Source organism: Lentzea sp. NPDC003310 (assembly GCF_040610935.1).
Taxonomy (GTDB): Bacteria; Actinomycetota; Actinomycetes; order Mycobacteriales; family Pseudonocardiaceae; genus Lentzea.
The window spans coordinates 301,651-323,888 of the sequence record NZ_JBEXNC010000007.1 but is presented as its reverse complement, the minus strand read 5'-3'; the positions used below and the strand labels follow the sequence as shown (position 1 = coordinate 323,888).

Below are 22,238 nucleotides of genomic sequence, written 5' to 3'. Positions count from 1 at the left end.
GCGTGACGCACGCCGGAGACCTGGCTGTGGTGCTGCCACTGCTCGTGGCGGCCGTGCTCGCGGGCCTCTACGTCGGCACGCGGCGCAGCCTCACGCGGGCGTTGGCCGAGCGGGACCGCGAACTGCGGGCCGAGCAGGCCCGAGCCGACGAGCGCGCGAGACTCGCCGCCGAGATGCACGACGTCGTCACGCACCGGCTGAACCTGATGGTGCTGCACGCCGGCGCGTTGCGGATCGCGGCGCACGACGACGGCGTGCGCGAGGCCGCCGGCGAGCTGCGCACCGCGGGCTGCCAGGCGCTCGCCGAACTGCGCGACCTCGTCGGCGTGCTCCGGTCCGGCCGCGCCGCCCGCATCCCGGACGTGCTGCCGGACCGGCTCTCCCGCCTGGTCGCCGACTCCGGCACCGGCCTCGCGGTCACCCTCCACGAACACGGTGACGCGGACACCATCTCCCCCGCGATGCGCCGCACGATGTACCGGGTGGTCCAGGAGTCCCTCACGAACGTCCACAAGCACGCGCCCGGCGCGCACACCGAGGTCACCATCCACTGTGGACCGAGCAGCGTCCGCGCGGTGATCCGCAACGCGCGGCCGTCCGCGCCGGTCCTCGCGCTCCCGGGCTCCGGCGGCGGCCTGCTGGGCCTGCGCGGCCGGGTGGAGATGGTCGGCGGCACGCTGACCGCGGGCCCGACGGCCGACGGCGGGTTCGAGGTCGACGCCGTGCTGCCCGCGTTCGTGCCTACGTGACCTCGTCCGAGGCGCGCACCGCACGACACGCCAGGTGGACCGCCAAGCGTTCGTCCGGGTTCAGCAGACTGACCCCGAGCAGCTGCTCGACCCGGTTGATCCGCTGCGACACGGTGTTGCGGTGCACCTTCAGCCGCACGGCCGCCGACGACGTCACCGACTCCTCGTCCAGGTAGACCGCGAGGGTGCGCAGCAGCTGGCCGTCCTCCACCCCCGCCAGCGGTGCGAGCAGCCGGGCGGCCTGGTCGACCAGCGCCGGGGTCTCGGCCGCCATCGACAGCAGGCGCCGCACGCCCAGCTCGTCGACGTGCACGACCTTCGCCGAGCCGGTCATCGCGGCGGCCTCGCGCGCCTCGGCGAGCGTCCTGCCCACGCCCGTGACGCCGGGGTGGGGACGGCCGATGCCCGCGACGAGCGTGCAGCCGCCGAGCACCTGGGCGATCTTCGCGGTCAGCTCGCGGTGCTGCGCGAGCGGCGGTTCGGTGTCGTTGGTGAGCCAGAACGACCAGCCGTCCACGCCCTCGACCAGCTGGCCGTGCAGGCCGCGCCGGGACAGCTCGACGCGCAGCCGCTCGGTGCCGGAGGTGTCGAGCACGCCCGGTGCGGGCGGCACCACCTGGACGCCGGTGTGCCAGCCGTCGAGGCGCCACCCGGCGAGCACGGCCCGTTGCACGAGCTGGGGCGGCACGGCGTCACCGGCGGCGAGCAGGTCGGCCAGCAACGAGCCGCGCGACCGGGCGCGGCGCTCGTCCTCCAGGCGTTCGGTGGCCACCCAGCTGCCCAGGGCCCACGACGCGACCTGGCTGATCCGCAGGACGGTCTCCGCCCAGCGCTTGGTGCTGCCGCGCGCGTGCGAGACCAGCCAGAGGTGCACGTGCCCGGTGCGGTCGGCCTCCACCGGCACGGCCACGGCGAAGCCCTCGGCCAGCTCGGCGGTCGCGGCGACGGAGCCCGCGAGCAGGTCCGGTGGGAGGTCGAGCGGGAACGCGCCCTCGATCACCGTGCCGTCCGCGCTGATCACCGCGCACGTCACGCGCAGCTCGCCGGACAGGATCGTGATCACCGACCGCGGGTCGGGTCTGCCGCGGCCCAGCCGCGCGGTGACGGCGTGGAGCAGCCGGGCCGCCGCGACCTCGGGGCGCCGCACGGCCGTGCGCAGGGCGTCCGCGACCAGCAGCGGGTCGTCCGCGTCGGTCTGCAGCAGCGGCACGCCGAGCCGGTTCGCGAACGACGTGGTGGCGGTCGAAGGAGCCTGGTACGCACCGGTCGACGGCCGCACGAGCACGACGGCCCGCACGTCGGCGCTGTAGGCCCGGCGTAGCGCCAGTTCGACGAGGTAGGGCTGGTGGCCAGTGAGGATCACCAGGTCGCCGGCCGAGCAGGCCTCGACGGCGGTCATGTCGGCGGCCAGCCGCACGTCCGCGACCTCCGTGCCGAGACCGCGTTCGCCCGCCAGCAGGGTCGCGTCGCCGAGCGCTCCGATCTCCAGCAGGTCGCGGACGGTCAGGGAACCGGCGTCGTCGATCACCCGGCGCCCCGGAAGGGCACGTGGTCGAGGTCGTAGCCGAACGCCCGCGGGTCGACCCGGCCGAGCACCTCGGGCCGCAGCCACTGCGGCGGCGCCGGGAGCGCGACCACGTCCACGACCGCGCCGAACCGCAGCCGCTCCGCAGACACCGGCTGGCCGGTCTCGGCGTCGAGGCAGCACAGCAGGTCGGGCGTCGTCACGAGCGCCTCGCCGTCCGCGAGCGCGATGAGGTACTCCCCCTGCATCTCCAGGCGCACGTACGCATCGTCGGCGTCGAGGCGGCGCAGCGCCACCGTTCCGCGCGGGAAGTCGCCGATCGATTCACGCCACACCTCGACGACCTTGCCGCGCGCGACGAGGAAGCCGCCGGAGGCCTTGGCCCGTTCCTCGACCGGGTCCGCGTGCCGCGACCAGATCTCGCCCAGCTCGAGCGCGCGGTGCAGCGACCCGGTCACGCCGGCGGCAACCGCGTCCGCGAGCTTCAGCGGCTTCGCGACCATCATCGCCCAGCCGCCGAAGTCGACCATGACCGTGCGGGCGAGCTTCTCGATGCCGGTCGAGTCGAGCACCGCGCTGTTGCCGCTGGGCTCGGTGACGGCGAGCGGGGTCGTGGGCAGTCCGGCCGCGTCGTAGGTGGTCTGGTCGATCCGCGGGAACGCGCGCCCCATCCCGTCCACGTCGACGTACGGCAGGCCCAGCCGGGCGGCGAGGAGCAGCGGCAGCAGTCCGTTGCACCCGCCGACCTCCCACCCGATGACGGCGGTCGCGGGCGTGGAGTCGTGCGCCTGCAACACCTTCAGCGCTTCCTCGGCCTCCCGGCCGGACGGCAGCTTCTCGATCATCACGGTCGGCGCGCCCAGCAACCCGACGCGCGCGCCGTACCCGTCCGGGTCGGCCTCGCCGGGCTCGAGGACGGTGATCGGGCCGCTCTGCCGCATCTCGTGCCGCAGCATCGCGGCGAACGCGCGGGTCTCCTGCTCGCCCCCGCCGCCCCCGCTGCCGAGCAGGACCACGCCCAGGGCGAGCCGGTCCACCTCGTCGGGCCGCAGCAGGTGCATGCGCAGGACATTAGTGGCCGAGCAGCAGATCACCCACCGCACGCGCTCGCACGCGGCTCGCGTTGCCCGGCAGGTAGGCGAGCGGGATCTCCTCGACCTCGACGATCCGCACGCTGCCCGCGTCCGCGCCCGCCGCCACCGCCCTGTCCACGGCCTCCTGCCCGGCCGCGTCGAGCACCTCGTCGCGGCGGGCGGCGTCCATCGGGAAGACGCGGTCGACCTCGCCGCCGACCTGCGCGATCGCGGCGCCGATGGCGTTGGCGAACGCGTGGTGCGCGGGCCGGACGACCTCGCTGACGCCCTCGATCCCGTCCGGCACGAGGATGCTGCCGCCGCCGACCAGCACGACGGACAACGGCTCCGGACCCGTGCGCATGCGGTCGACCTGCGCGGCGATCCGATCACCGACGTGGTCGAGCACGGCCCGAACGAGCGTGCGGTCGAGGTGGCGGACGAGGCTCCGGTCGCCGATGTCGGCGAGACCGGCGGCGACCGCGACGTCCGTGGCGGTCAGCGCGTCGCCACCGAACACCAGGGCGCGGTCGGCCAGCCGGTACCCGACGCTGTCCGGGCCCACCCGGAGCTCCGGTTCCCGCCGCACGAGGCTGCCGCCGCCGAGACCGGTCGAGCGGACGTCGGGCATCCGGAAGTTCGTGCGCACGCCGCTGATGACCACGTCGGACGACGCCTCGCGCGGGAACCCGTGGTGCAGCACGCCGATGTCGGTCGTGGTGCCGCCGACGTCGACGACCGCGCAATCGTCCATTCCGGACAGGAAGGCGCCGCCGCGCATGGAGTTCGTGGGTCCGGACGAGAACGTGACGACCGGGTGGCGGCGCCCGTACTCGAGGTCCATCAGCGTGCCGTCGTTCTGGCTGAGGTAGACGGGCGCGTCGATGCCCTGTGCCGCCAGCGACTCGGTGAGCCCGTCGGCGATCTGCTCGGCGAGCACGCGCAGGGCGGCGTTGATGATCGTCGCGTTCTCGCGCTCCAGCAGCCCGAGCCGGCCGATCTCGTGCGAGAAGCTCACCAGCAGTCCCGGCACCTCGGCGGTGAGGACGTCCGCGGCCCGTCGCTCGAACTCGCTGCTGACCAACGAGAACACCGACGAGATGGCGACCGACCGCACGTCCTTCGCGGCGAGGTCGGCGGCGACCGCCTTGAGCTCGTCCTCTCGCGGTTCGGAGATGACCCGGCCGTCGTACTCGTGGCCGCCGTGGCAGAGGTACGCGTACCCGCCGATGGCCTGCCGCAGCGGCTCCGGCCACTCGACGAACGGCGGAAGTGCCGTGGTGGCGGGAAGTCCGAGCCGCACGGCCGCCGTGCGCGCGAGACCTCTGCCCTCCACGACGGCGTTGACGAAGTGCGTCGTGCCGATCATGACCGCGGTGACGTCCGCGGGCCCGAACGCGTGCCGCAGCCCGCCGACCGCCTCGACGATCCCCGTCGTGACGTCGGCCGTGGTCGTGGCCTTGCACGCGGCGAGGACCCGCCGGCCCTCGACGAGAACGGCATCGGTGTTCGTACCGCCGACGTCGATCCCGATGTGCATGTCCACCCCTCAGGCGGCCGACGCTTCCTCGACGACCACCTTACGGTTGGTGGCCCTGCGCGTCCTCATGCGGAGAAGGTCCAACCGCCCAGCGGACACGTACAGCGCGAAGGCGAGCACGAGAGAGTTCACACTGGACTGCCCGAACGGCAGCACCTCGGCGACAACAGCCGAAGCGGGCCACACGACGACCGTGACGGGCACCCACGACGGCGCCGACCGCGGCACGAGCGGCCGGGTCGAGATGATCTCGTTGCGCCACCGCCGCACGACGAAGTACTCGGCGGCCATGATCCCCGCGACGGGCGGGAACACCACGCCGAGCAGCACCAGGAAGTGGCTGAACTGGTGCACGATCCCGGCCGTCGCGAGCAGCGTCCCGGCACACCCGACGACCACCGTCACCTGCGCCCGGCTGATCCGCCGCGCGAACACGGCGTCGACGAAGTTCACGAGCCCGAGCGAGGCCGAGCCGAGGTTCCAGTCGTTGATCTTCAACACCGCCGTGACGACGACCAGCGCCCCGATCCACCCACCGGACGCGCTGACGGCGCCCACGACGTCCGTCGTGCCGAGCCCGTGCGCGATGGCCACCCCGGCCAGCCCGACGACCCACTCGCCGAGCGCGATCCCGAGAACCGTCTGCTTGACGACGTCGCTCTCACCGCGCTGGAAGCGGGTCAGGTCCGGCGACGTCACGGCCCCGACGATGAAACTGCCGGTCACCAGCGTGATCGCGGTCCCCATCCCGATCGGCACCCCGGCCGCCGGACTGCTCACGACGGCGCTGACATCGTTGACACCGCCGACCAACACCCAGCCGACCAACAGCAGGAACGCGGGCACCGCCACGTACGACGTCCACGCCGCCCACCGCACGCCGCAGGCAGCGACAACAGTGACGACAACCCCGAACAGCAGCGACCACACCGGCACCGGCACCACCCCGGCCACGCCGGCGAGCACCGCCCCGGCCAGCCCCGTCTGCACCCCGAACCACCCGGTGCACGCCAAGGCGATGATCAACCCGAGCATCGCCGACCCGGCGTGCCCGAACCCGGTCCACCGACCCAGGAACGCCGTCGACAGCCCCTCCCGCTGCCCGATCACCCCGACAGCGACCGCCACGACGTTGAGCACCACGGCACCGATCGTGAGCGCGACGAACGCGTCCCAGAACGACATGCCGAAGCCGAGAGTCGCGCCCAGCAGCAACTGGCTCAGCGCGGTCGTCTGCCCGATGCGCTGGGTCGCGACTGACAACCACGGAAACCGCGCCTGGTCAGGGACACGGCTGAGGGCCTGATCATCACGCCCGAGAAGAGCGGCCACGACCATCCCTCCGCCCCGTGATCGACAACCCGGACAGTAATAGCCCAGTCACGATCGAGCTACAGACAATGTGCACAGTCGGGTGAATCACCACGTTGCGATTCGCACAGCCACTCAATTCATCGCAAGAGCAATCCGCCGCCGCGCCACCAACCGAGTCTGGTGCACGTCCAGACTCACCCCGAGCCCGGGCCGCCGCTCAAAACGGTCGTAACTGCGGCTGAGCAGCCAGTGAGCAGCCTCAGGACTGATCAACTCGAGCCGCATCTCGTCCCGCAACCGCGCCAGCGCCTCCTCCACCTGCCGCGTGAGAAACGCGTGCCGCGTGAGACTCCCGCTGATTTCATCGATCATGAAAACCATGCCGTGCGACGAGTCCCCGTACGAATAACTGCACAACAGTGCCAGATATCCCGCGTCGATCGACCGGTCCCCGATCCAGCAGTCCCCGAATGAAAGCGCTCCCAGATCCCACGCCGGCCCAGGCTGGCGCCGCGCGGCCTCCTGAGCCCACACCCCGGGCCGCCCCGGCAACAGGTGCCCCAACGCGGTCAGCAGAGCGGCACTCCGCCGACTCGGCACCTCCCCCAGGTGCCGGACGACGACCTCCCACAACTCCTCGTTGTCGGCGAACGGCCCCGCGAGCGCGCTGACCTGGAGCTCGACCTCCAGCGGATCGGTGAGCTGCGGCAAGGGGCGCCCGGCGTCCACCACCGCCTGCTGCATGGGGGTCAGCCTCGTCCGCATGGCGGGAGATTAGGCCGATCGGAGCAACGCGCCCCTCGGGTCGACCCACGCCACCACGCGGATCACCCCATCGTGATCACGTCACACGGTCCGTCCAACGGAACCCCGCAGGCGTTGACCGCCTGCCGTCCGACCGTGATGTCCGCCCAGTCCGCGTGCCACCCTGCCCCTTTGGAGATCGCCGCCGACCTCGCGACGAGATCGCTGAACATCTCCTGGGACGTCTTCTCGTGTTCCTCGATGTGTGCTTGCGTCACCCGCCGAACCACCCGACGTGGTCGCCGGCAGCGTCCGAAGCCGGCGACGGGTTGCGCGACTGGGGCTACATGATCTCCTGGTGGTGCAGTGATCAGCAACGAGGCCACCCCGGGTCAATCCAGCTTCCACATTGGACTGACCATTCGTCGGGTCAAGCCTCGGTCATCCAGGGGTCACTGCGGCTGCACGGCATCGAAGACCTTCCTCGTCACGTCACGCGCACTTTCGCGGCACAGCTCGCTCCGCGGGTCGTCGTCGTTCTCCCCAGAGCTGTAGGTGAACGTCATCACCGCGTTCTCGTCGAGAACCTCCAGTTTGCAGCCGGCTCCCCCTGCACGATCAGGCCAGCGGGCTTCCGATCCGAGGTTGAGCCTGGTGTCTTTCTCAGCGCCTGACGACGAAGGCGCGGTGAAGGCGGTTTTCGCGAGTTCGGCTCCGGCGGAGTCCTCCTCGTTGCCGAACGCCTGGACCTGGAAGGTGATGAAGGGTCCGGCGCCGGCCGAGGCCGTGAACTCGCAGGTGCTCACCAATCTCGTCGCGGACCTGGAGACCTGGGGTGCCAGGGGCGGAGGCAGGTCGGGCGCCTTCCGCTGGATCTCAGCGCAGGTCGCGAAGGCGTCCAACCTGTACTTGAGCGTCGGCGGAGGTGCGCTGTCCGAAGTGGGCGTCGGGTATTGCTGGACGCTGGGGACGCTGCAGCCGCCGGCCATCACGATCGCGGCCGTGGCGAGGGCGACAACCAGTCGATTGCGTGTGCGGTGAGGTTTCGTGCTCATGGCCTCTTCTTGTGATGGGTACGACTTCAGCCGGCGACTGCCTGTGGCCACTGCTGACCGGGAAGTTTGAGATCGGTCATCATGCTCTTGATGTCCCGCACCTTGCTGAGTGCCTCCGCGAACCTCTTGGCGATGCCCACCAGGTTGTCGAGGGCCTGAGTGACGAGGGTGCCGATGGCGCCGGCGAGATCCTTGACCGCGAACGGGATTCCGACCACCGTCGCCGCCTCGATCGCGGCGGTGACGAGCGCGCCGAGGAAGCCCGTCGCCATCTTGGACAGCTCGGTCATGTACTCGATGTTGTACTTGGCGATGTCCATCAGCCACTTGCTCACGCCATCCGCCTTGGTCGACACGGCAGTGATCGCCTCGTTCTGCGCCGCGGCCCGCGCCTTGTAAGCGCTGGCCGCAGGCCCCTCCCAATGATCGGCCAGGAACGTCGCGGTCGGCTGCTGGCCGAGTCCGTTCACCGGCGCCTGGACGTCATCGATCCACTTGAAGGACTGCACGATGAGTGACACGACGGGAAAGTGGTGTTCGACAGCTGTCCTGATCAGCTTGAACAGCTTCTCCAGACCGTCACGGATCTTGTCGAGCGCGGGGCGGAGAGCGATCATCGCCGGACCGAGCACGAACCGCCAGTCGTTGATGTGGTGGACGGCGGCGTTGAACTTGTCGCCGCACTCCCGCGCTTTGTCTTCCAGCCCCGCGAACCCTCGGTCGAACTGGCCTTTCATCTCGCCAGAACCTGACATTGCTGTCATCAACTCCTACACGCTGTAGAACTTCGCGAGGTCGATCTCGTTGACGCTTTCAGTGCGGTCGTACTCGTCGGCGATCCTGCGCAACGCGACGTCGATCTGGCCGAACTCGGTGACCGCGCCTTGTAGCACCTTCTCCATGAAGACGCGGAACTCCTCATACTGACGAGCCTCAAGCTCCGCGTTGACGATTCCCGCCCCGAGAGTCGCGAGGTCGCCGACGAAGAATGCGGTAGCCGAGAGGTAAGCGTTCTGCACCGCCGTCACGATTGGTTCGGCCTTGTCCGCCTTCTCCTGCCAGAGCTTGGCTTCTTTGCGCAGTTCTGACGTGACAACCTTGAAGTCAGCCACTTCCGTCCCCCTTGCCCAGCACCTTGAAGCCGTCGAAGTACTCGTCGTCCGCATCATCGCCGTCGCCGCGAGGCCGCTCAGTTCGCGCGACCGGGCTTGGGCGTTCACCCGGACCGACTCCAAAGCCGGCACGGGCGAACAGGTGGAGGATGTCCTCGGCCAGCACGGTGTCGGACGGGTTGTCGAGCGCCTGGGGATTGCCGTGCAGCGCGATCGGACCGCCGTCTCGTACCTGCATCATGAGATACCCGAGTGGACTGCGGATCTCGGTCGTGTCCACCTGCGGCGCCCTTTCCCGCCGGCGGATCGCGTCGTACTCGGCGTCGACGGCGTCGAGCCGGGACTTGTTCCTCGCCAGGAACTCCTCGAGCGACAACTCGGCCGAGTCCACAGAGGACTCGCCCGGCGCGGGCGTGCTCCCGGTGCTTTCCTGGCCCTGGGGCGGCTGAGCAAACTCCACAGCGAGCGCGCGCTGAACCGCGGTGATGTAGGTGTTGTAGAGCGCGGCTGGGAATGCCTCCGGCCTGAGGTGCTCGTACCACCGAGGACGAATCCGAACATTTGTCACCAATTGCGACTTGTTCACGGTGACGGTGATGAGCCCGCCGGGATCGCAGGCCTCGTACGTTTCGGCTGGCCGCAGTTCAACACCACCCGGACGGGTGAGTTCGGCGTAGCGAGCTCTCGTTTGCAGATCATCAGGGATGTTCAGGTTGGCCAGCTCAATGTGCTCAAGCGGCACAATGCCTCCCCCCAAATTGCAGGTACAGCTGCAGTTGCGAACCGACCGTAGCGCCATATCGCCGACAAGTCTGGATTTGACGTAATCGGCCGGTCGCGCTGGGTGATGAAGACGGAAGGCGTCATCCCCTTGCGGCTACCGGTCAGCAGCCACCAAGCTTGGTGCCTCCCACTTCTCCAACGGACCGAGCCAGGCGTGGCCACGGCACACAACCCGTCGAAGAGCAACACGCCCGCATTGCGACGCCACGATCGTGGCCGATGACGGCAAGCGTTATCGCTACAGCAGCAAGAACTCCGGTCTCACCCCCGCGGACGTCGGCAAGCAGGTCCCGATGACCAACAACCTCGTGCGATCCGGAAGGTCGTCCCAGGCGAGCCCGACATGGGCGCTCGCCGAACGAAGGGAGCCGAACAAGGTCGCGTACATGCTGTGCCTCCTGGGACTGCCCGCGATCGCGCTGTTCGTCACCTTCCGCCTGTTCCGCGACCAGAAGCCGGTCCCGTGAAAGGGCATCACCAACGCTGGCTCGCCGTCGTCTGGCTCGGCCTGTGCGCGTACGGCGCGGCGTTCCTCATGCTCTTCTGGGAAGACCACGGCTCCAAGGGCAGTCCCGTCGCCCAAGCCGACGACATCCGCTGCGAGCGCAACTGGCTCCTCCTCGGCACCCGTTGGAGTTGCACCGCGATCGTCACCGATCAAGGTGTGCGCCACCGCTACACCAGCGACTCCTCCCTGCTGACCCCCGCCGACACCTCCGTCCCCATGCAACGCCTCGCCCCGCACCACTTCGCCCCCGCCCGCGCGTCCTCGAACCCCGCACCGTGGCCCGCTGTGGGTGCGGTCTCCCTGGTCGCACTCGGCCTCGTGGGCGCCGGTGTGCTGTGGCAGAACAGCCTCGCGAACCGACCAGCCGTCAAGCACGAGGTGCGGCGCCTGCGCGCCCAGGCCCGTTGGTACGTCGGCGCGGGTGTGCTCGCCTTCCTCGCCGCCTACTTCGTCCACGGCTTGCTGATCACCGCCCGCGCCGACACCTGGCCGCGACGGGCAGAAGGCATCGGTGTGGCGACCTCGTGCGACCGGGATTGGCGTTATCTGGGCGCCCAGTGGCGCTGCGATGTCGACATCACGGCGGAGACCGGTCAAAGGCTCACCCAGGTGATGAGCCACTCGCAGTTCACGCCGGCGGACGTCGGTGTTCCGAAGCCAGTGACCGCCACCGGTGCGAGGTGGGAGGCCGTCGACCAGCCCTACGAGCACAGGTTCGCCAAGGCGTTGTTCGTCCTCTTGCTGGCGGCCGGCGTGGCCTTGCTGATCAAGCCGACGTACGACCTGGCGAGAGTTCGGGATCTGGAGCGCCCCGACGTGCCGGCGCCCTTCCTCCCCGTCAGGTGACCGAGTGCCCGCCCTGTCACCCGAAAGCCCCATAGCGACCAGCTACGGTGGCACAGGTGACGACGTTTCCACGGGTGCCCGCGGACCTGTTCCGCTTCACCACCACCGACCAAGCAGACCTGCACACTGCAGTGATGCGCGTGTTCGGAGTGGCGAACGAGCGCCTGCAGACCGTCCTCACCCCCGATGACGTGCAGCAACGACTCAGGGCAGTCGGCTGGTCCGAGCAGGTGACCGACGACGAGCTGCAGGCTTCCCTCACTGCGCTGCGTGGGTGGGGCCTGCTCGACGCGACCCAGCACCGCTACGGCCTCACCAAGGCGGGCGAGGCCGCGTGCGCCGGCCTGCAGAACGCCACCCACACGCTCGGCACCACCGGCGCGTTGCAGACCGCCGTCCTGGACGCCATCGCCGGCCACCTCGACGAACTGCGGACGCCGCTCGACGAACGCCGCGCCTTCACCGCGCTCACCGAGCTCGAAGCCCACTTCGACGCCTTCAAGGTCGGCACCACGCGCTTCAACGCCGACCTGCAGCGCATCCTGCGGGACGACGAGACCGACCTCGCCACCTTCCAGGACGTCAAGCGCACGACCGTCACCCACCTGCGTGAGTTCGTCGCGGACCTCGACGCGCGCAAGCAGAAGATCCGCGAGGCCGTCACCGCCATCGACGCCGCCGAGCTGCACGAACGCGCGCGCAAAGGGGCCGGGCTCGTCCCCGAGTACTGGGTGCAGCAGCGGAAAGAGCGCTGGAACGACCTGAGGGCCTGGTTCGCGGACAACCCGCCGCGCGTCGAGGAGCTGCAGGACGTGTCGCGCAAGGCGATCGTGCAGTTGCTGCGGGTGCTCGACCGGATCAGCGAGCAGCGCAAGAAGCCCACGAACACCGCCGCCGACTTCCGGGCGCTCGCGAAGTGGTTCGCGCGGACCGAGACCGAGGACGAGGCGCACGAGTTGTTCAACGCCGCGTTCGGGTTGTGGTCCGCGCGGCACGCGCACCTCGCGCACGCCGACGGTGAGCTGTTGCCGACCGCCGAGGCCTGGCACAACACGCCGCCGGTGCCCGTGTCGCCGCAGCTGCGCGCTACCGGCAAGCAGGAGCACATCGGCAGCACGGGCAAGGTGCGCAACGTCGACGAGGTGCGGCGCAACCGCCGGATCCAGGCCGAGAAGGAACGCGCGGAGCTCGAGCACGCCTGGTCGTTGATCCAGACCGACGGCGCGATCCGGATCTCCACGCTCACCAACCTCGACCACGACACCTTCCACCGGCTGATCGACCTGGTCGGGCGGGCGCTCGGCAGCGATCCGGACAGCACCGGCACGCGCACGGCCGGCACGAGCGACGGACGGATGCAGATCAACCTCCGCAACGCCCGCGGCTGGGCGACGATGACCACCCAGAAGGGCACTTTGAGCGGGCCTGACTACGTGATCGACGTGCAGAGCCGATGAGCCGCACGGGGAACCAGCTCGCACGGCTGGAAAGCGAAGAAGTGGCGCGTGGCGTTCGTCTGCTGCTCGCGCGTCCGTTGATCACGGCGACGTTGGACCACGACGGGTTCGACCTCATCAGACGGCGCCGTGAGCCGATCACGAAGTGGTTCGACTACTACTGCGGCTGGCGAGTGGTCGTCGAGCCACGGGCCGGATACGCGCGTCTGTTCAAAGTCACGCAACGGCCTGATAGCTCGCGTCCGGCGTTCGACCGCAGGCGCTACACGCTGCTGTGCCTCGTGTGCGCGGAACTGCTGACCACGCCCGTGATGACGCTTGACGAGCTGACGACCCGCACGAAGCAAGCCGCCACAGAGGACGGCCTCACGCCGTTCGACCCCTCGCGCCGTGGCGATCGCAACGCGTTCAACGACGTTCTCACGTTCCTCGAGGAGCACGGCGCTGTGGAGGCCGGTGAGCACGTCCGCGCGGACCCGACTCTCATCACGCGCCTGCTCGCCGCGCCGGTGCCGCCCTCCACAGTGGACACGATCGCGGACCTCACCCGCGAGACCCGCTACGACAACGCCCACCGCAGCCTGTGGCAGCGGCACTCGGTGATGCGCCGGCTCATCGACGACCCGGTGCTCTACAAGGAGGACCTGACCGCGAGCCAGCTCTCCTTCCTGACGTCCCCCTCGGGGCGCAAGGTCGTCCAGACGGGCATCCGGCTCGCCGGCTGCACGCTGGAGGAACGCGCCGAGGGCTACCTCGTGGTCGACGCCGACGCGATCGCCACGGACACGAGGTTCCCGGACGACGACAACCACGCGAAGGTCGCCGCGTTGTTGCTGCTCGACCGGCTGGCGCTGGGTCCGGCGACGACCGAGGACCTGGCCGAGGAGGCACGCGAGCTGCTCACGAAGTTCCGCACCTGGGCCAAGGCCTACCAGTCGGACGGCGGGGCGGGCAGACTCGCGGCGGACGGGCTCGAACTGCTGGAGGCGTTCGGTCTCGCCCGCACGGAGAACGGCACCGTTCACAGGCTGCCCGCCGCAGCCCGGTACGCGGTCGAGGAGCTGCATGACTGACCGGTGGCAACCCAGCCGCGCCGGCATCATCAACGTCTGGCGCTACTACGACGAGATCTTCTCGTTCTACCAGGGCAGACTGCTGCTCAGAGGCCCCAACGGCACGGGCAAGTCGAAAGCGCTCGAGCTGCTGCTGCCGTACCTGTTCGACGCGAACCTGCGTCCGCACCGCCTGTCGACGTTCGGCAGTGCGGACCGCACGATGCACTGGAACCTCATGGGCGAGGGAAACCAGGGCAGCACGCGTGTGGGGTACGTGTGGCTGGAGTTCCAGCACGGCGAAGAGTGGTTCACGTGCGGTGCGCGGCTCCAGGCCACCACGAACACCTCGAACGTCTCCGCCACGTACTTCACGACGTCGCTGCGGATCGGTGACCTGGCGCTGGTCAACGAGGCCGGGCGCCCGCTGACCACGACCGACCTCACGGCGGCGATAGGCGACCACGGCGTCGTGCACACCTCACCGGCCGATTACCGCAACACGGTGCGGACGACGTTGTTCCCCGGCGTGAGCGAGCAACGGTACGACTCGCTCATCACGGCGTTGCTGCAGCTGCGCACGCCCAAGCTGTCCGAGCGGCTCGACCCGAGCGTGCTGTCGTCGTTGCTGTCCAAGGCGCTCCCGCCGCTGGACCAGTCCGACCTGACCGAGATCGCCGAGGGGTTCGAACGGCTCGACCGGCAGCGCGAGGACCTGCGTCGGCTCGACGAGGAGATCACCACCGCGGAACGGCTCGCGGACGTGCAGCGCGGCTACGCCCAGCGCGTGCTCGGCGCGGCGTCGTGGGCGTTGGAGACCGCGACCGAGCAGCTCGACGAGCTGACCAGGGCCGCGCGGATGAGCGACCGGCGCTTCGAGCGTCAGATCACGCTCACCGACGAGGCGTTCGACCAGCTCGCGGCCCTGGGGCGGGAGGCGAGCGCGGTCGACGCGGAGATCTCCGGCATCTCCGACCTGCCCGCCTACCAGGAGGGCAAGCAGCTCGACCTGTTGCGGCAGCAGCTTTCCGCCGCGACCCTGCGTGCCTCCGAGGCCTCCGCACACGCCGTGAAGCTGCGTGCGCGCGCGGCCGCCGACGACGAACTGGCGGGCCAAGCGAAGGCCGATGCGGCCGCACGCGCCGATGAGCTGCGTCGTTCCGCGGTCATCGCACGGGAGACCGCGGAGCAGGCGGGCATGCGGTCGGTGTTCGAGGAGATCGAGTCGGGTACCGACGCCCGCTCGAGCCGTCAGCTGCTCACCGCCGCCATCCAGACCCGGTCCATCGAGATCAACGAGATCGTGCGTGCCGTCACCGCGCACGAGAGAGCGCTCGACGCACGGAACGCCGCACGCCAACGGCTTGAAGAGACCCGTGACGAGCTCGACGTCGCCACGGACGCGGAATCCGTCACGGAGCAGGCGTTCAAGCAAGCGTCCGCGAAGTTCCGCGCGGACTTCGACACGTGGGCGCACGGCTGTTCCGAGCTGAACGTCGCCGAACACGGTGAGGTCGTCGAGGCCGCAGCGATGTCCCGCGAGGAGTTCAGCCGCATCGAGGCACGCCTGCACGAGACGCGCGCGGCGTTGGACGGTCAGCTTTCGCAGTACCGGGCCATCCGCGAGAAGCTCGCCAACCAGGTCGACGTACCGCCGCCTGCGCCGTACACGCGTGACGGCGACTACCGCTTGCACGCCGGAGGGGCCCCTCTGTGGCGTTTGGTCGACTTCCGGCCCGAGACGCCACAGTCTGTGCGTGGCGCGGTCGAGGCGGCGCTGGAGGCGTCAGGACTGCTCGACGCGTGGCTCACGCCGGAGAACTCCTACGGCGTGACGGAGCGGGATCGGTTCGTGGAGCCGTCCCTGGCGCCTCCTGCTCCCGGCTACACGCTGCTGGAAGTGCTCCTCACGGACGACGAGCGCTGCCGCCGGTTCCTGGAGGGCGTGGCGTTCGGCGACACGGCGACCGGGCACGCCATCGCGATCGGCGCGGACGGCACGTGGCGCCTCGCCAACGCGCACGGCCAGTGGACTAAAGACTTCCCGACCTACATCGGCGCGGACGCCCGCAAGCGCGCCCGTGCGGGCCGGATCGCGGAGCTGACCGGTCTGATCGAGCAGTTGGCCACCGACCTGTCCGGGGTGGACGCGGCGCTGAACCAGATCTCGGTGCGCCGCGCGACGCTGGCGGGCGAACTGGCCCGCCAGCCCTCGACCGATCCGATCGAGGTCGCCGAGGAGCAGCGCACGAAGGCGCAGCTGCGGTGCGCGGCGCGCAAGGACGCCGTCGCGGCCGCGAACCTGCGGGTCGCCGAGACCGAGGCCGAGGTCGCCCGGCACCCCGCCCCGGCCGAGGTCCCGGACGCGGACGCGCTGACGACGTTCGGCACGGCGGCCCACCGCTGGCTGGACGACCGCCACGACGCGGCTTCGGCCGAGGCGCTCGCGGCGGAGGCCGTCAGTCGCGCCTCGACGAGCAGCGCGCTGGCCGACGAGGCCGAGGAGACCACGGCCGCACGTCAGCAGGAGGCCGCCGACCTGGCCGTCACGCTGGAGACGGTCGAGCGTGCCGCGGGCTCCGAGTTCCACGCCCTGGACCAGCAGCTCATCTCGTTGCGCGCCAAGGCACTCGCCCTGGCCGAGGAACGCGAGCTGCTGCAGGACAAGCAAACGGGCCTAGCGCGCACACTCGGCACGTTGGAGGAGAAGCGCCGCGGCGACACCGCACGCGCCGCAGAAGCCAAGATCGTGCACGAGGCAGCCGAAGCGCGCTACCGCCACCTGACCAGCGGCCACCTGCCCGCGGACGCCGGCGAGGTGCCCGACGGCCCGGTGGACCCGCGCCTGATCCGCGACTCCGAGTCCCGCCTCGGCGCCGCCGTCCACGAGGCGCAGCAACGACTCGCGGGCCGCATCCACCTGTCGCTAGACCCCGACGACGAGGTCACCGTGCTGACCGCAACGCTCGACGGCGCGCGCATGGGCGCACACGCCCTGTTGCAGACGCTTCAGGCAGAACGCGACCGCGTGCGCACGCACATCACGGACGGCGAGCGCGACCTCTTCGACCAGACCCTGACCGGCGACACCCGCAGGCACATCGCCCAGCGCATCCAGGGCGCGGCCGAGCTCGTCGAGATCATGAACGAGCGCCTCGAACGCGTGCAGACCGCGTCGGGCATCCGCGTGCAGCTCGACTGGCAGGTGGACCCGCAACTCCCGCCGGGCACCCGAGAGGCACGCGACCTCCTGCTGCGCTCAGACCTCAACGACGACGAGCGCGCGTTGCTGCACCAGTTCTTCCGCGAGCGCGTGGAAGAGGCACGGGCCCATGACTCCGCAACGGGCTGGGAACAACAACTCGCCCAGGTGCTCGACTACACGACGTGGCACCAGTTCGTCGTGAAGGTGGACCGAGGCGAAGGCTGGGTGCCGGTCACCAAACGCGTGCACGGCGCGTTGTCCGGCGGCGAGAAGGCGATCGTGCTGCACCTGCCGCTCTTCGCCGCGGCGGCCGCGCACTACCACGCCACACCGACCGCACCACGGCTCATCCTGCTGGACGAGGTCTTCGTGGGCGTCGACGCCACCAACCGCGGCCAACTCCTGGAGCTGCTGGTCGACTTCGACCTGGACCTGGTGCTCACGTCGGACCACGAGTGGTGCGACTACCGCGAGCTGACCGGCATCGCCATCCACCAGCTCACGACCGGCACGGACGGAGACGACGCCGTCACGACCGTGCGCTTCACATGGGACGGACACAGCCTCACGGCTGATGACTGAACAACGCCAACAACTCTCGTTGGTCTTCGGTGAGCGGGAACGCCGCGCTGGGCCGCGGATAGACCTCCGCGGCCTCCCACAGCTCGGCTCGCACGCTGGTCGCGGTACCGATCCGGCGGCCTTGCAGATCGACCTTGAGCTTGGCGGCGTCGAACAGGTACACGGCTTCGATGACCAGCGGTCGCGACGTTCCGACCGAACTCGCCGCGGCCGACTTCGGACCCGTCAACACCAGGTAGACCTCGGGACCGTCCTCGTGCAGGTCGAGGATGCTCTCCCGCTTCGGGTACCACCTGACGTTCACGGTCCGGCCGTCGGCGAGCCACCCGTCGACGGCATTGTTGGCGTGCGGCTCCAGCGCGATGCCGAAGATCCGCGCCGCGATCCAGTCACCGAGGTGCCCCGGCGTCGCCGGCCTGCGGATGCACGCCGACAACGCGACGTCGATCCGGTTGCGCTCGCCGATCAGCCCGGCCACGCGCCTGATGTCGTCACTCATCGCACACCTCCGCTGCGTTGCACGGCATACGTTCGAACGGTTCGCGGCACCGCGAGCCGCACCGGTTCCAGCTGACGGGCCCGGTCCAGGCACCGCACCAGAGCACGGGCGGACGCTCGTGCCGCCTGCAACGCCGTCCCCGCCGCCGCGGGAGCGAGGTCCCGCGTGCTCATCCCGGAGCTCTCCGGCAGCTCGTAACCGAGCCCGTGGAACTCGGCCGCCAGCGACCGCAGGGCGAACGGCAGGTCGTGGGCGACGAGCACCCGTCCGGACAGGCGCGCGGCCAGCTCGCCCGCGACACCGGCGAAGTCCGGCGCCCGGTGCACGTCCGCCGCGTCGATGCCGGGCAGTTCTCCCAGTTCGCGGCGCGGGTTCACCAGCGTGCACCACTCGTCGGTGCGGCGACCCGTCCCGTCGAGGTGCACGACGGCGACCTCGACGAGCCTGCGTTCGAGCCCGGCGGTCTCCACGTGGACGGCCGCGTAACCGTTGCCCATGCCGGGATGTCGTCCGGTCCCGTACGGACGTTATCCCCGGCCGCCCAGGTCATCCGTAAAGACCAACGCGAGCTCGCCCCTGGTCGTGATGCCGAGCTTCGAGTACGTGTTGGACAGATGGTTGTCCACAGTCCGCACGGAGATCACCAGTGACTCGGCGATCTCCTTGTTGGTCAGGCCTCGTGCGGCCAGCACGGCGACTTCTCTCTCGCGGCACGTGAGTGGTTCCAGAGCGATTTGTGCCAGCGCGGGCGTGCGCGCGCCCTCGCACAAACCGATCAACCTTCCGGCCAGTGCACGGTTGCCCGACGCGGCTGCGGCCTCCGCGGCGTACAGAAGGAATCCGGCTGCCTCGAAACTCGCCGCGACCTCCTGCAGCGCTGTGGAGTCGTTGCGCACCAGCGCCTCCGCGTGAGCCGCGAACACCGGGACGAGCAGCCCGGTCGTCGTGGCCGCGAGCTCCCGCAGCCGTTCGACGGCTTGGGCGGCGTGACCGAGCCGCACCGCTTCGTGCAGCAACAGCGCCTCGGCCGCGAGTTCGGAGTGCGCTCGAGCCTCTTCGGCCGCGTCGAACGGCGACGCCCCGCCCGCCCAGATCCGCGCCTGCCACAGACCGATGCGATAGGGACGCATGCCCTGCGGCGCCAGAGCTTCTGCCTCGGCCAGCAACGCACGGGCGTCGTTGCCCAGCAACGCCTCGACGTGGGCGAGTTCGATCGTTTTGACGAACGGCTGGGCGGGCCGTGCCTCCCGCAGCAGGCGGCGAGCTTCCAGCAGCCTGCCACCCGCCCGTGCGAGGCCCGCACACGACACGGCCCAGATCGCCCTCATGGAGTCCCACTCGGCTTTTTCGCTGTGTGCTTGCACGGCGAGACGTTCCGCACGCGCCAGATCGCCGTGCATGGAGTGCACGAACACCTCGGAGAACGCGGTCATCTCGGCCCCCGGACCGACGCCGGGGTGCGGCGGGATGACCGGGAACGGGCCCGTGTACCGGCCTTGCACGACGTCGATCATCGCGAGGATCGCCGCCTCGCCCGGGTCGTCGTGCGAGAGCAGCGCACGGGCTTCGTCGTACTGCCCGTCGAAGTACAGCATGATGGCCTGGGCGGCCGGCATCACGTGCATGGCCGCGGCCTCGCTCGTGCGCCCCAGCGCCCAGCCGAGGTTCATCGCGCGCATGGTGGTGACCTCGATCGGGTCGTCGTCGGACGCGACCGAAGCGAACACCTCCTCGGCCTCCTCGGCCCGGTCCGTGAAGAGCAGCACGAACGCCAGTTGCCGCGCCGCTTCGACACCGCCACCGATGGACCACGCCGCCCGTGCGAGCCGTTCCGCCAGCACGACTCCCCCGGTCGAGCCGGCGATGTGCGCGGCCTTCAGCAACAACGCGGGGTCGTCCGCCGTACCGCTGTCCAGACGCAACACCGCTACGCGCAATGGGTCGTCGAGCACGGAAGCCAGATACCGCTGATGGTTGCGCTTGCGCAGAGGAGGGCACTGCGCGCGCAGGACTTCGCCGTACAACGGATGCGCGAGCCTCAGTCCGTCGTCGGTCACGGTCACGAGGCCGTCCAACGCCTCAGATGCAGCCAGGTCCAGCGGTTCGCCGAACGCGAGCAGCTCGAGCACACGGCGTTCCTCGGCGGGCACGGCGGCGAGGTGCGCCTCGATCAACTCGACCAGTCGCGGCGACAACGGCAGCGGACCGTCCAATGACCACACACCGCCGTGCGACACCCATTGCGCGGCGAAGTGCATCTCTCGCAGCAGCAACATGTTGCCGGCGGACGCTGTCCACAGCCGATCGGCCGTCACGCTGTCCAGCACACCGCCGAGCACCGTCTCCAGCACCTCGACCACCGCCGCACGGCCGAGCGGCTCGAGTTCGATGCGCGGCAGCAGCTCGTCCTTCCACAGCGCCACCACCGGTTCGGGTGCGCGTTCACCCGATCGCAGCGTGGCCACGACGACGGCTTCGCGGTGCTGCACCAGCTGGTGCAGCAGTCCCGCTGACGCGTCATCGAGCAGATGAACGTCGTCGACGACCACGACCCGACCGCGCAACACGGCCCGTGCGGCGTTCAGCATCGCCAACGGCGAAGGGTTCGTCGACGGCAAGAAGGGCGCCATCACCCCGAGTGGAATTTCCGCCATCGCTGCCGTGGCGCGCAGCCGGACGTCGCAGTCGACCTCGTCCAACAGCCGTGTCTTGCCCACGCCGGCAGGGCCCGCCACGATCAGCCCCGCGCCTCGCACTGCGCGCCGGACCGCGGTCAGTTCGGCGTCCCTCCCCACGAACGGCCACCCCATGACGCCAGGCTAGGGGATCCCCGCGATCAAGATGGGTGATCGCCTACTCATGCCTCTGAGCTGCACGAACACCACCATGGGGGCATGAGCTTCTTCACCGACCCGACCCCGTACTTCCACGAGTGGCGTGCGCAGGGCCCCGCCCTGGTCGAGACCCCGGACGGCCAGAAGTCGTGGATGATCAGCCGCTACGACGACGTCGTCGCGGCTCTCGACCACCCAGGGCTCAGCAGCGCCCTCATCCCCGGCGGCATGCTGAACCACACGGACCCACCGGAGCACACGCACCAGCGCAAGCCCATCGCGCGTGCGTTCTCCTCGCGCCGGATGGAGGCCCTCCGCCCGCGCATCCAGGAGATCACCGACGAACTCCTCGACGCGTGGGAGGACGCGGAGGAGGTGGACGTCATCGAGACGTTCGCCTATCCCCTGCCGATCACCGTCATCTGTGAACTCCTGGGAGTGCCCAAAGAGGACAGAGACGAGGTTCGGAGGCTCTCCGGAGAGATGGTCGAACCCGAGACGATGGCCGAGGCCTTCGGCCGCTTCGCCGCCTACGTCGAGCGCCTGCTGGCCACCAAGGAGCCCGGTGACGACGTCATCACCGAGCTCCGCGACGAACCGAACCTGCTGATGAACCTCGTGTTGCTCATCACAGCGGGGCACGAGACGACCGTGCAGCTCATCGGCAACGGCCTGCTCGCCCTGCTGCGCGACCCCGCCCTGAGGCGGCAGCTGGCCGACGATCCGATCCTGATCCCGGAGGCCGTCGAGGAGTTCCTGCGCTTCGACGGGCCGCTCGCCGTGGGGGTGGGTCGCGTCGCCACGTCCGACGTGGAGATCGGAGGGGTCACGATTCCGCGATCTTCGCAGGTCACCGTCTCACTAGGGGCGGCGAACCGGGATCCGTCCCGGTACCCGGACGCGGACGTGTTGCAGCTGGGTCGAGACCCGCACGTCGCGTTCGGTCACGGCATCCACTACTGCGTGGGGGCGCGGCTGGCCCGCATCGAGGGTGAGATCGCGTTCGGAACCCTCCTGGGGCGATTCCCGGAACTCGCGCTCGCCGCTGAGCCCGAGTGGAGGGAGTCGTTCATCCGAGGCTTGGGATCATTTCGCGTGCGACCGAAGCCCTGACGGCGGCACGGGCGGCCGACAGGTCGTCGACCGCGTAAATCTCGGGACAGGAGGCGATGACGAGGTCCTTGTCCGACGCAACGGTCAGCAAAGAAACTTTCTCCGTCAACGAGTTGGCTTGCCGGACAACTCCCTTGGCGTCAACGCGGATCAACGTGACCCACGTCTCTGACCAGGGAAAGTCCGCTACGGCGCTGGATTTCCGCAGGCCTTCCACATCGAACTCGGCAAATCTGGGCATGACACC

20 protein-coding genes and 1 pseudogene are annotated in these 22,238 nt (G+C 69.8%); 7 read left to right on the top strand and 14 right to left on the bottom strand.

The window, feature by feature from the left end; all coding sequences use genetic code 11:
* Positions 1-2 precede the first annotated feature (2 nt).
* Complete coding sequence (locus ABZX02_RS16690; RefSeq protein WP_355298968.1) at positions 3-749, top strand: histidine kinase; 747 nt, start codon at positions 3-5, stop codon at positions 747-749.
* Here ABZX02_RS16690 and ABZX02_RS16685 read toward each other — a convergent pair.
* The 10 genes from ABZX02_RS16685 to ABZX02_RS16640 form a co-directional block, all read right to left on the bottom strand.
* Positions 742-2,277, bottom strand: coding sequence for a helix-turn-helix domain-containing protein (locus tag ABZX02_RS16685; RefSeq protein WP_355298966.1), 1,536 nt, complete (start codon positions 2,275-2,277; stop codon positions 742-744). The genes ABZX02_RS16690 and ABZX02_RS16685 overlap by 8 nt on opposite strands.
* Entirely contained in the window at positions 2,274-3,335 is a 1,062-nt protein-coding gene (locus ABZX02_RS16680) for a DUF917 domain-containing protein (RefSeq protein WP_355298965.1), read from the bottom strand. The genes ABZX02_RS16685 and ABZX02_RS16680 overlap by 4 nt, the downstream gene beginning before the upstream one ends.
* Positions 3,336-3,345: 10 nt before the next feature.
* On the bottom strand, positions 3,346-4,887 hold the full coding sequence (locus tag ABZX02_RS16675) for a hydantoinase/oxoprolinase family protein (RefSeq protein ID WP_355298963.1): 1,542 nt from the start codon (positions 4,885-4,887) through the stop codon (positions 3,346-3,348).
* A gap of 9 nt (positions 4,888-4,896) precedes the next feature.
* Positions 4,897-6,150, bottom strand: coding sequence for a cytosine permease (locus tag ABZX02_RS16670; protein ID WP_355298962.1), 1,254 nt, complete (start codon positions 6,148-6,150; stop codon positions 4,897-4,899).
* A gap of 183 nt (positions 6,151-6,333) precedes the next feature.
* On the bottom strand, positions 6,334-6,945 hold the full coding sequence (locus ABZX02_RS16665) for a hypothetical protein (RefSeq protein ID WP_355298960.1): 612 nt from the start codon (positions 6,943-6,945) through the stop codon (positions 6,334-6,336).
* A gap of 83 nt (positions 6,946-7,028) precedes the next feature.
* Positions 7,029-7,223, bottom strand: a complete 195-nt coding sequence (locus ABZX02_RS16660; protein ID WP_355298958.1) for a hypothetical protein — start codon at positions 7,221-7,223, stop codon at positions 7,029-7,031.
* 174 nt (positions 7,224-7,397) lie between these two features.
* The gene (locus ABZX02_RS16655; RefSeq protein ID WP_355298956.1) at positions 7,398-8,000 is read right to left on the bottom strand and encodes a hypothetical protein; all 603 of its coding nucleotides are present in this window, start codon (positions 7,998-8,000) and stop codon (positions 7,398-7,400) included.
* Positions 8,001-8,026: 26 nt separating this feature from the next.
* Entirely contained in the window at positions 8,027-8,737 is a 711-nt protein-coding gene (locus ABZX02_RS16650) for a hypothetical protein (protein WP_355298954.1), read from the bottom strand.
* Between the two features lie 33 nt (positions 8,738-8,770).
* Positions 8,771-9,112 (bottom strand): hypothetical protein, encoded by a 342-nt coding sequence (locus ABZX02_RS16645; protein WP_355298953.1) that lies wholly within the window; start codon positions 9,110-9,112, stop codon positions 8,771-8,773.
* On the bottom strand, positions 9,105-9,854 hold the full coding sequence (locus tag ABZX02_RS16640; RefSeq protein WP_355298951.1) for a YbaB/EbfC family nucleoid-associated protein: 750 nt from the start codon (positions 9,852-9,854) through the stop codon (positions 9,105-9,107). The genes ABZX02_RS16645 and ABZX02_RS16640 overlap by 8 nt, the downstream gene beginning before the upstream one ends.
* Positions 9,855-10,098: 244 nt before the next feature.
* Between ABZX02_RS16640 and ABZX02_RS16635 the strand changes: the two are divergent.
* The 5 genes and pseudogenes from ABZX02_RS16635 to ABZX02_RS16615 all read left to right on the top strand — a co-directional run.
* A pseudogene (locus ABZX02_RS16635) lies at positions 10,099-10,362 on the top strand (hypothetical protein); the annotation flags it as partial.
* The gene (locus tag ABZX02_RS16630; RefSeq protein WP_355298949.1) at positions 10,359-11,249 is read left to right on the top strand and encodes a DUF6346 domain-containing protein; all 891 of its coding nucleotides are present in this window, start codon (positions 10,359-10,361) and stop codon (positions 11,247-11,249) included. The pseudogene ABZX02_RS16635 and the gene ABZX02_RS16630, both read left to right, overlap by 4 nt.
* 56 nt (positions 11,250-11,305) lie before the next feature.
* Complete coding sequence (locus tag ABZX02_RS16625; protein ID WP_355298948.1) at positions 11,306-12,706, top strand: TIGR02677 family protein; 1,401 nt, start codon at positions 11,306-11,308, stop codon at positions 12,704-12,706.
* Complete coding sequence (locus ABZX02_RS16620) at positions 12,703-13,779, top strand: TIGR02678 family protein (protein ID WP_355298946.1); 1,077 nt, start codon at positions 12,703-12,705, stop codon at positions 13,777-13,779. The genes ABZX02_RS16625 and ABZX02_RS16620 overlap by 4 nt, the downstream gene beginning before the upstream one ends.
* Complete coding sequence (locus ABZX02_RS16615; protein ID WP_355298944.1) at positions 13,772-17,545, top strand: SbcC/MukB-like Walker B domain-containing protein; 3,774 nt, start codon at positions 13,772-13,774, stop codon at positions 17,543-17,545. The genes ABZX02_RS16620 and ABZX02_RS16615 overlap by 8 nt, the downstream gene beginning before the upstream one ends.
* Here the strand turns inward: ABZX02_RS16615 and ABZX02_RS16610 are convergent.
* Genes ABZX02_RS16610 through ABZX02_RS16600 form a run of 3 tightly spaced genes read right to left on the bottom strand, consistent with a single transcriptional unit; the run spans position 17,529 to position 20,854 of the window.
* Positions 17,529-18,044, bottom strand: a complete 516-nt coding sequence (locus ABZX02_RS16610) for a hypothetical protein (protein ID WP_355298942.1) — start codon at positions 18,042-18,044, stop codon at positions 17,529-17,531. The genes ABZX02_RS16615 and ABZX02_RS16610 overlap by 17 nt on opposite strands.
* Positions 18,041-18,541 carry a hypothetical protein gene (locus ABZX02_RS16605; RefSeq protein ID WP_355298940.1) on the bottom strand — a complete coding sequence of 167 codons (501 nt, stop codon included), beginning with the start codon at positions 18,539-18,541 and terminating at the stop codon, positions 18,041-18,043. Before ABZX02_RS16605 ends, ABZX02_RS16610 begins: the two co-directional genes overlap by 4 nt.
* 30 nt (positions 18,542-18,571) lie before the next feature.
* On the bottom strand, positions 18,572-20,854 hold the full coding sequence (locus tag ABZX02_RS16600; protein WP_355298939.1) for a LuxR C-terminal-related transcriptional regulator: 2,283 nt from the start codon (positions 20,852-20,854) through the stop codon (positions 18,572-18,574).
* 84 nt (positions 20,855-20,938) lie between these two features.
* On the opposite strand from ABZX02_RS16600, the gene ABZX02_RS16595 reads away from it, so the two are divergent.
* The gene (locus ABZX02_RS16595; RefSeq protein WP_355298938.1) at positions 20,939-21,991 is read left to right on the top strand and encodes a cytochrome P450; all 1,053 of its coding nucleotides are present in this window, start codon (positions 20,939-20,941) and stop codon (positions 21,989-21,991) included.
* Here ABZX02_RS16595 and ABZX02_RS16590 read toward each other — a convergent pair.
* On the bottom strand, positions 21,948-22,232 hold the full coding sequence (locus ABZX02_RS16590) for a hypothetical protein (RefSeq protein WP_355298936.1): 285 nt from the start codon (positions 22,230-22,232) through the stop codon (positions 21,948-21,950). The genes ABZX02_RS16595 and ABZX02_RS16590 overlap by 44 nt on opposite strands.
* Positions 22,233-22,238 lie beyond the last annotated feature (6 nt).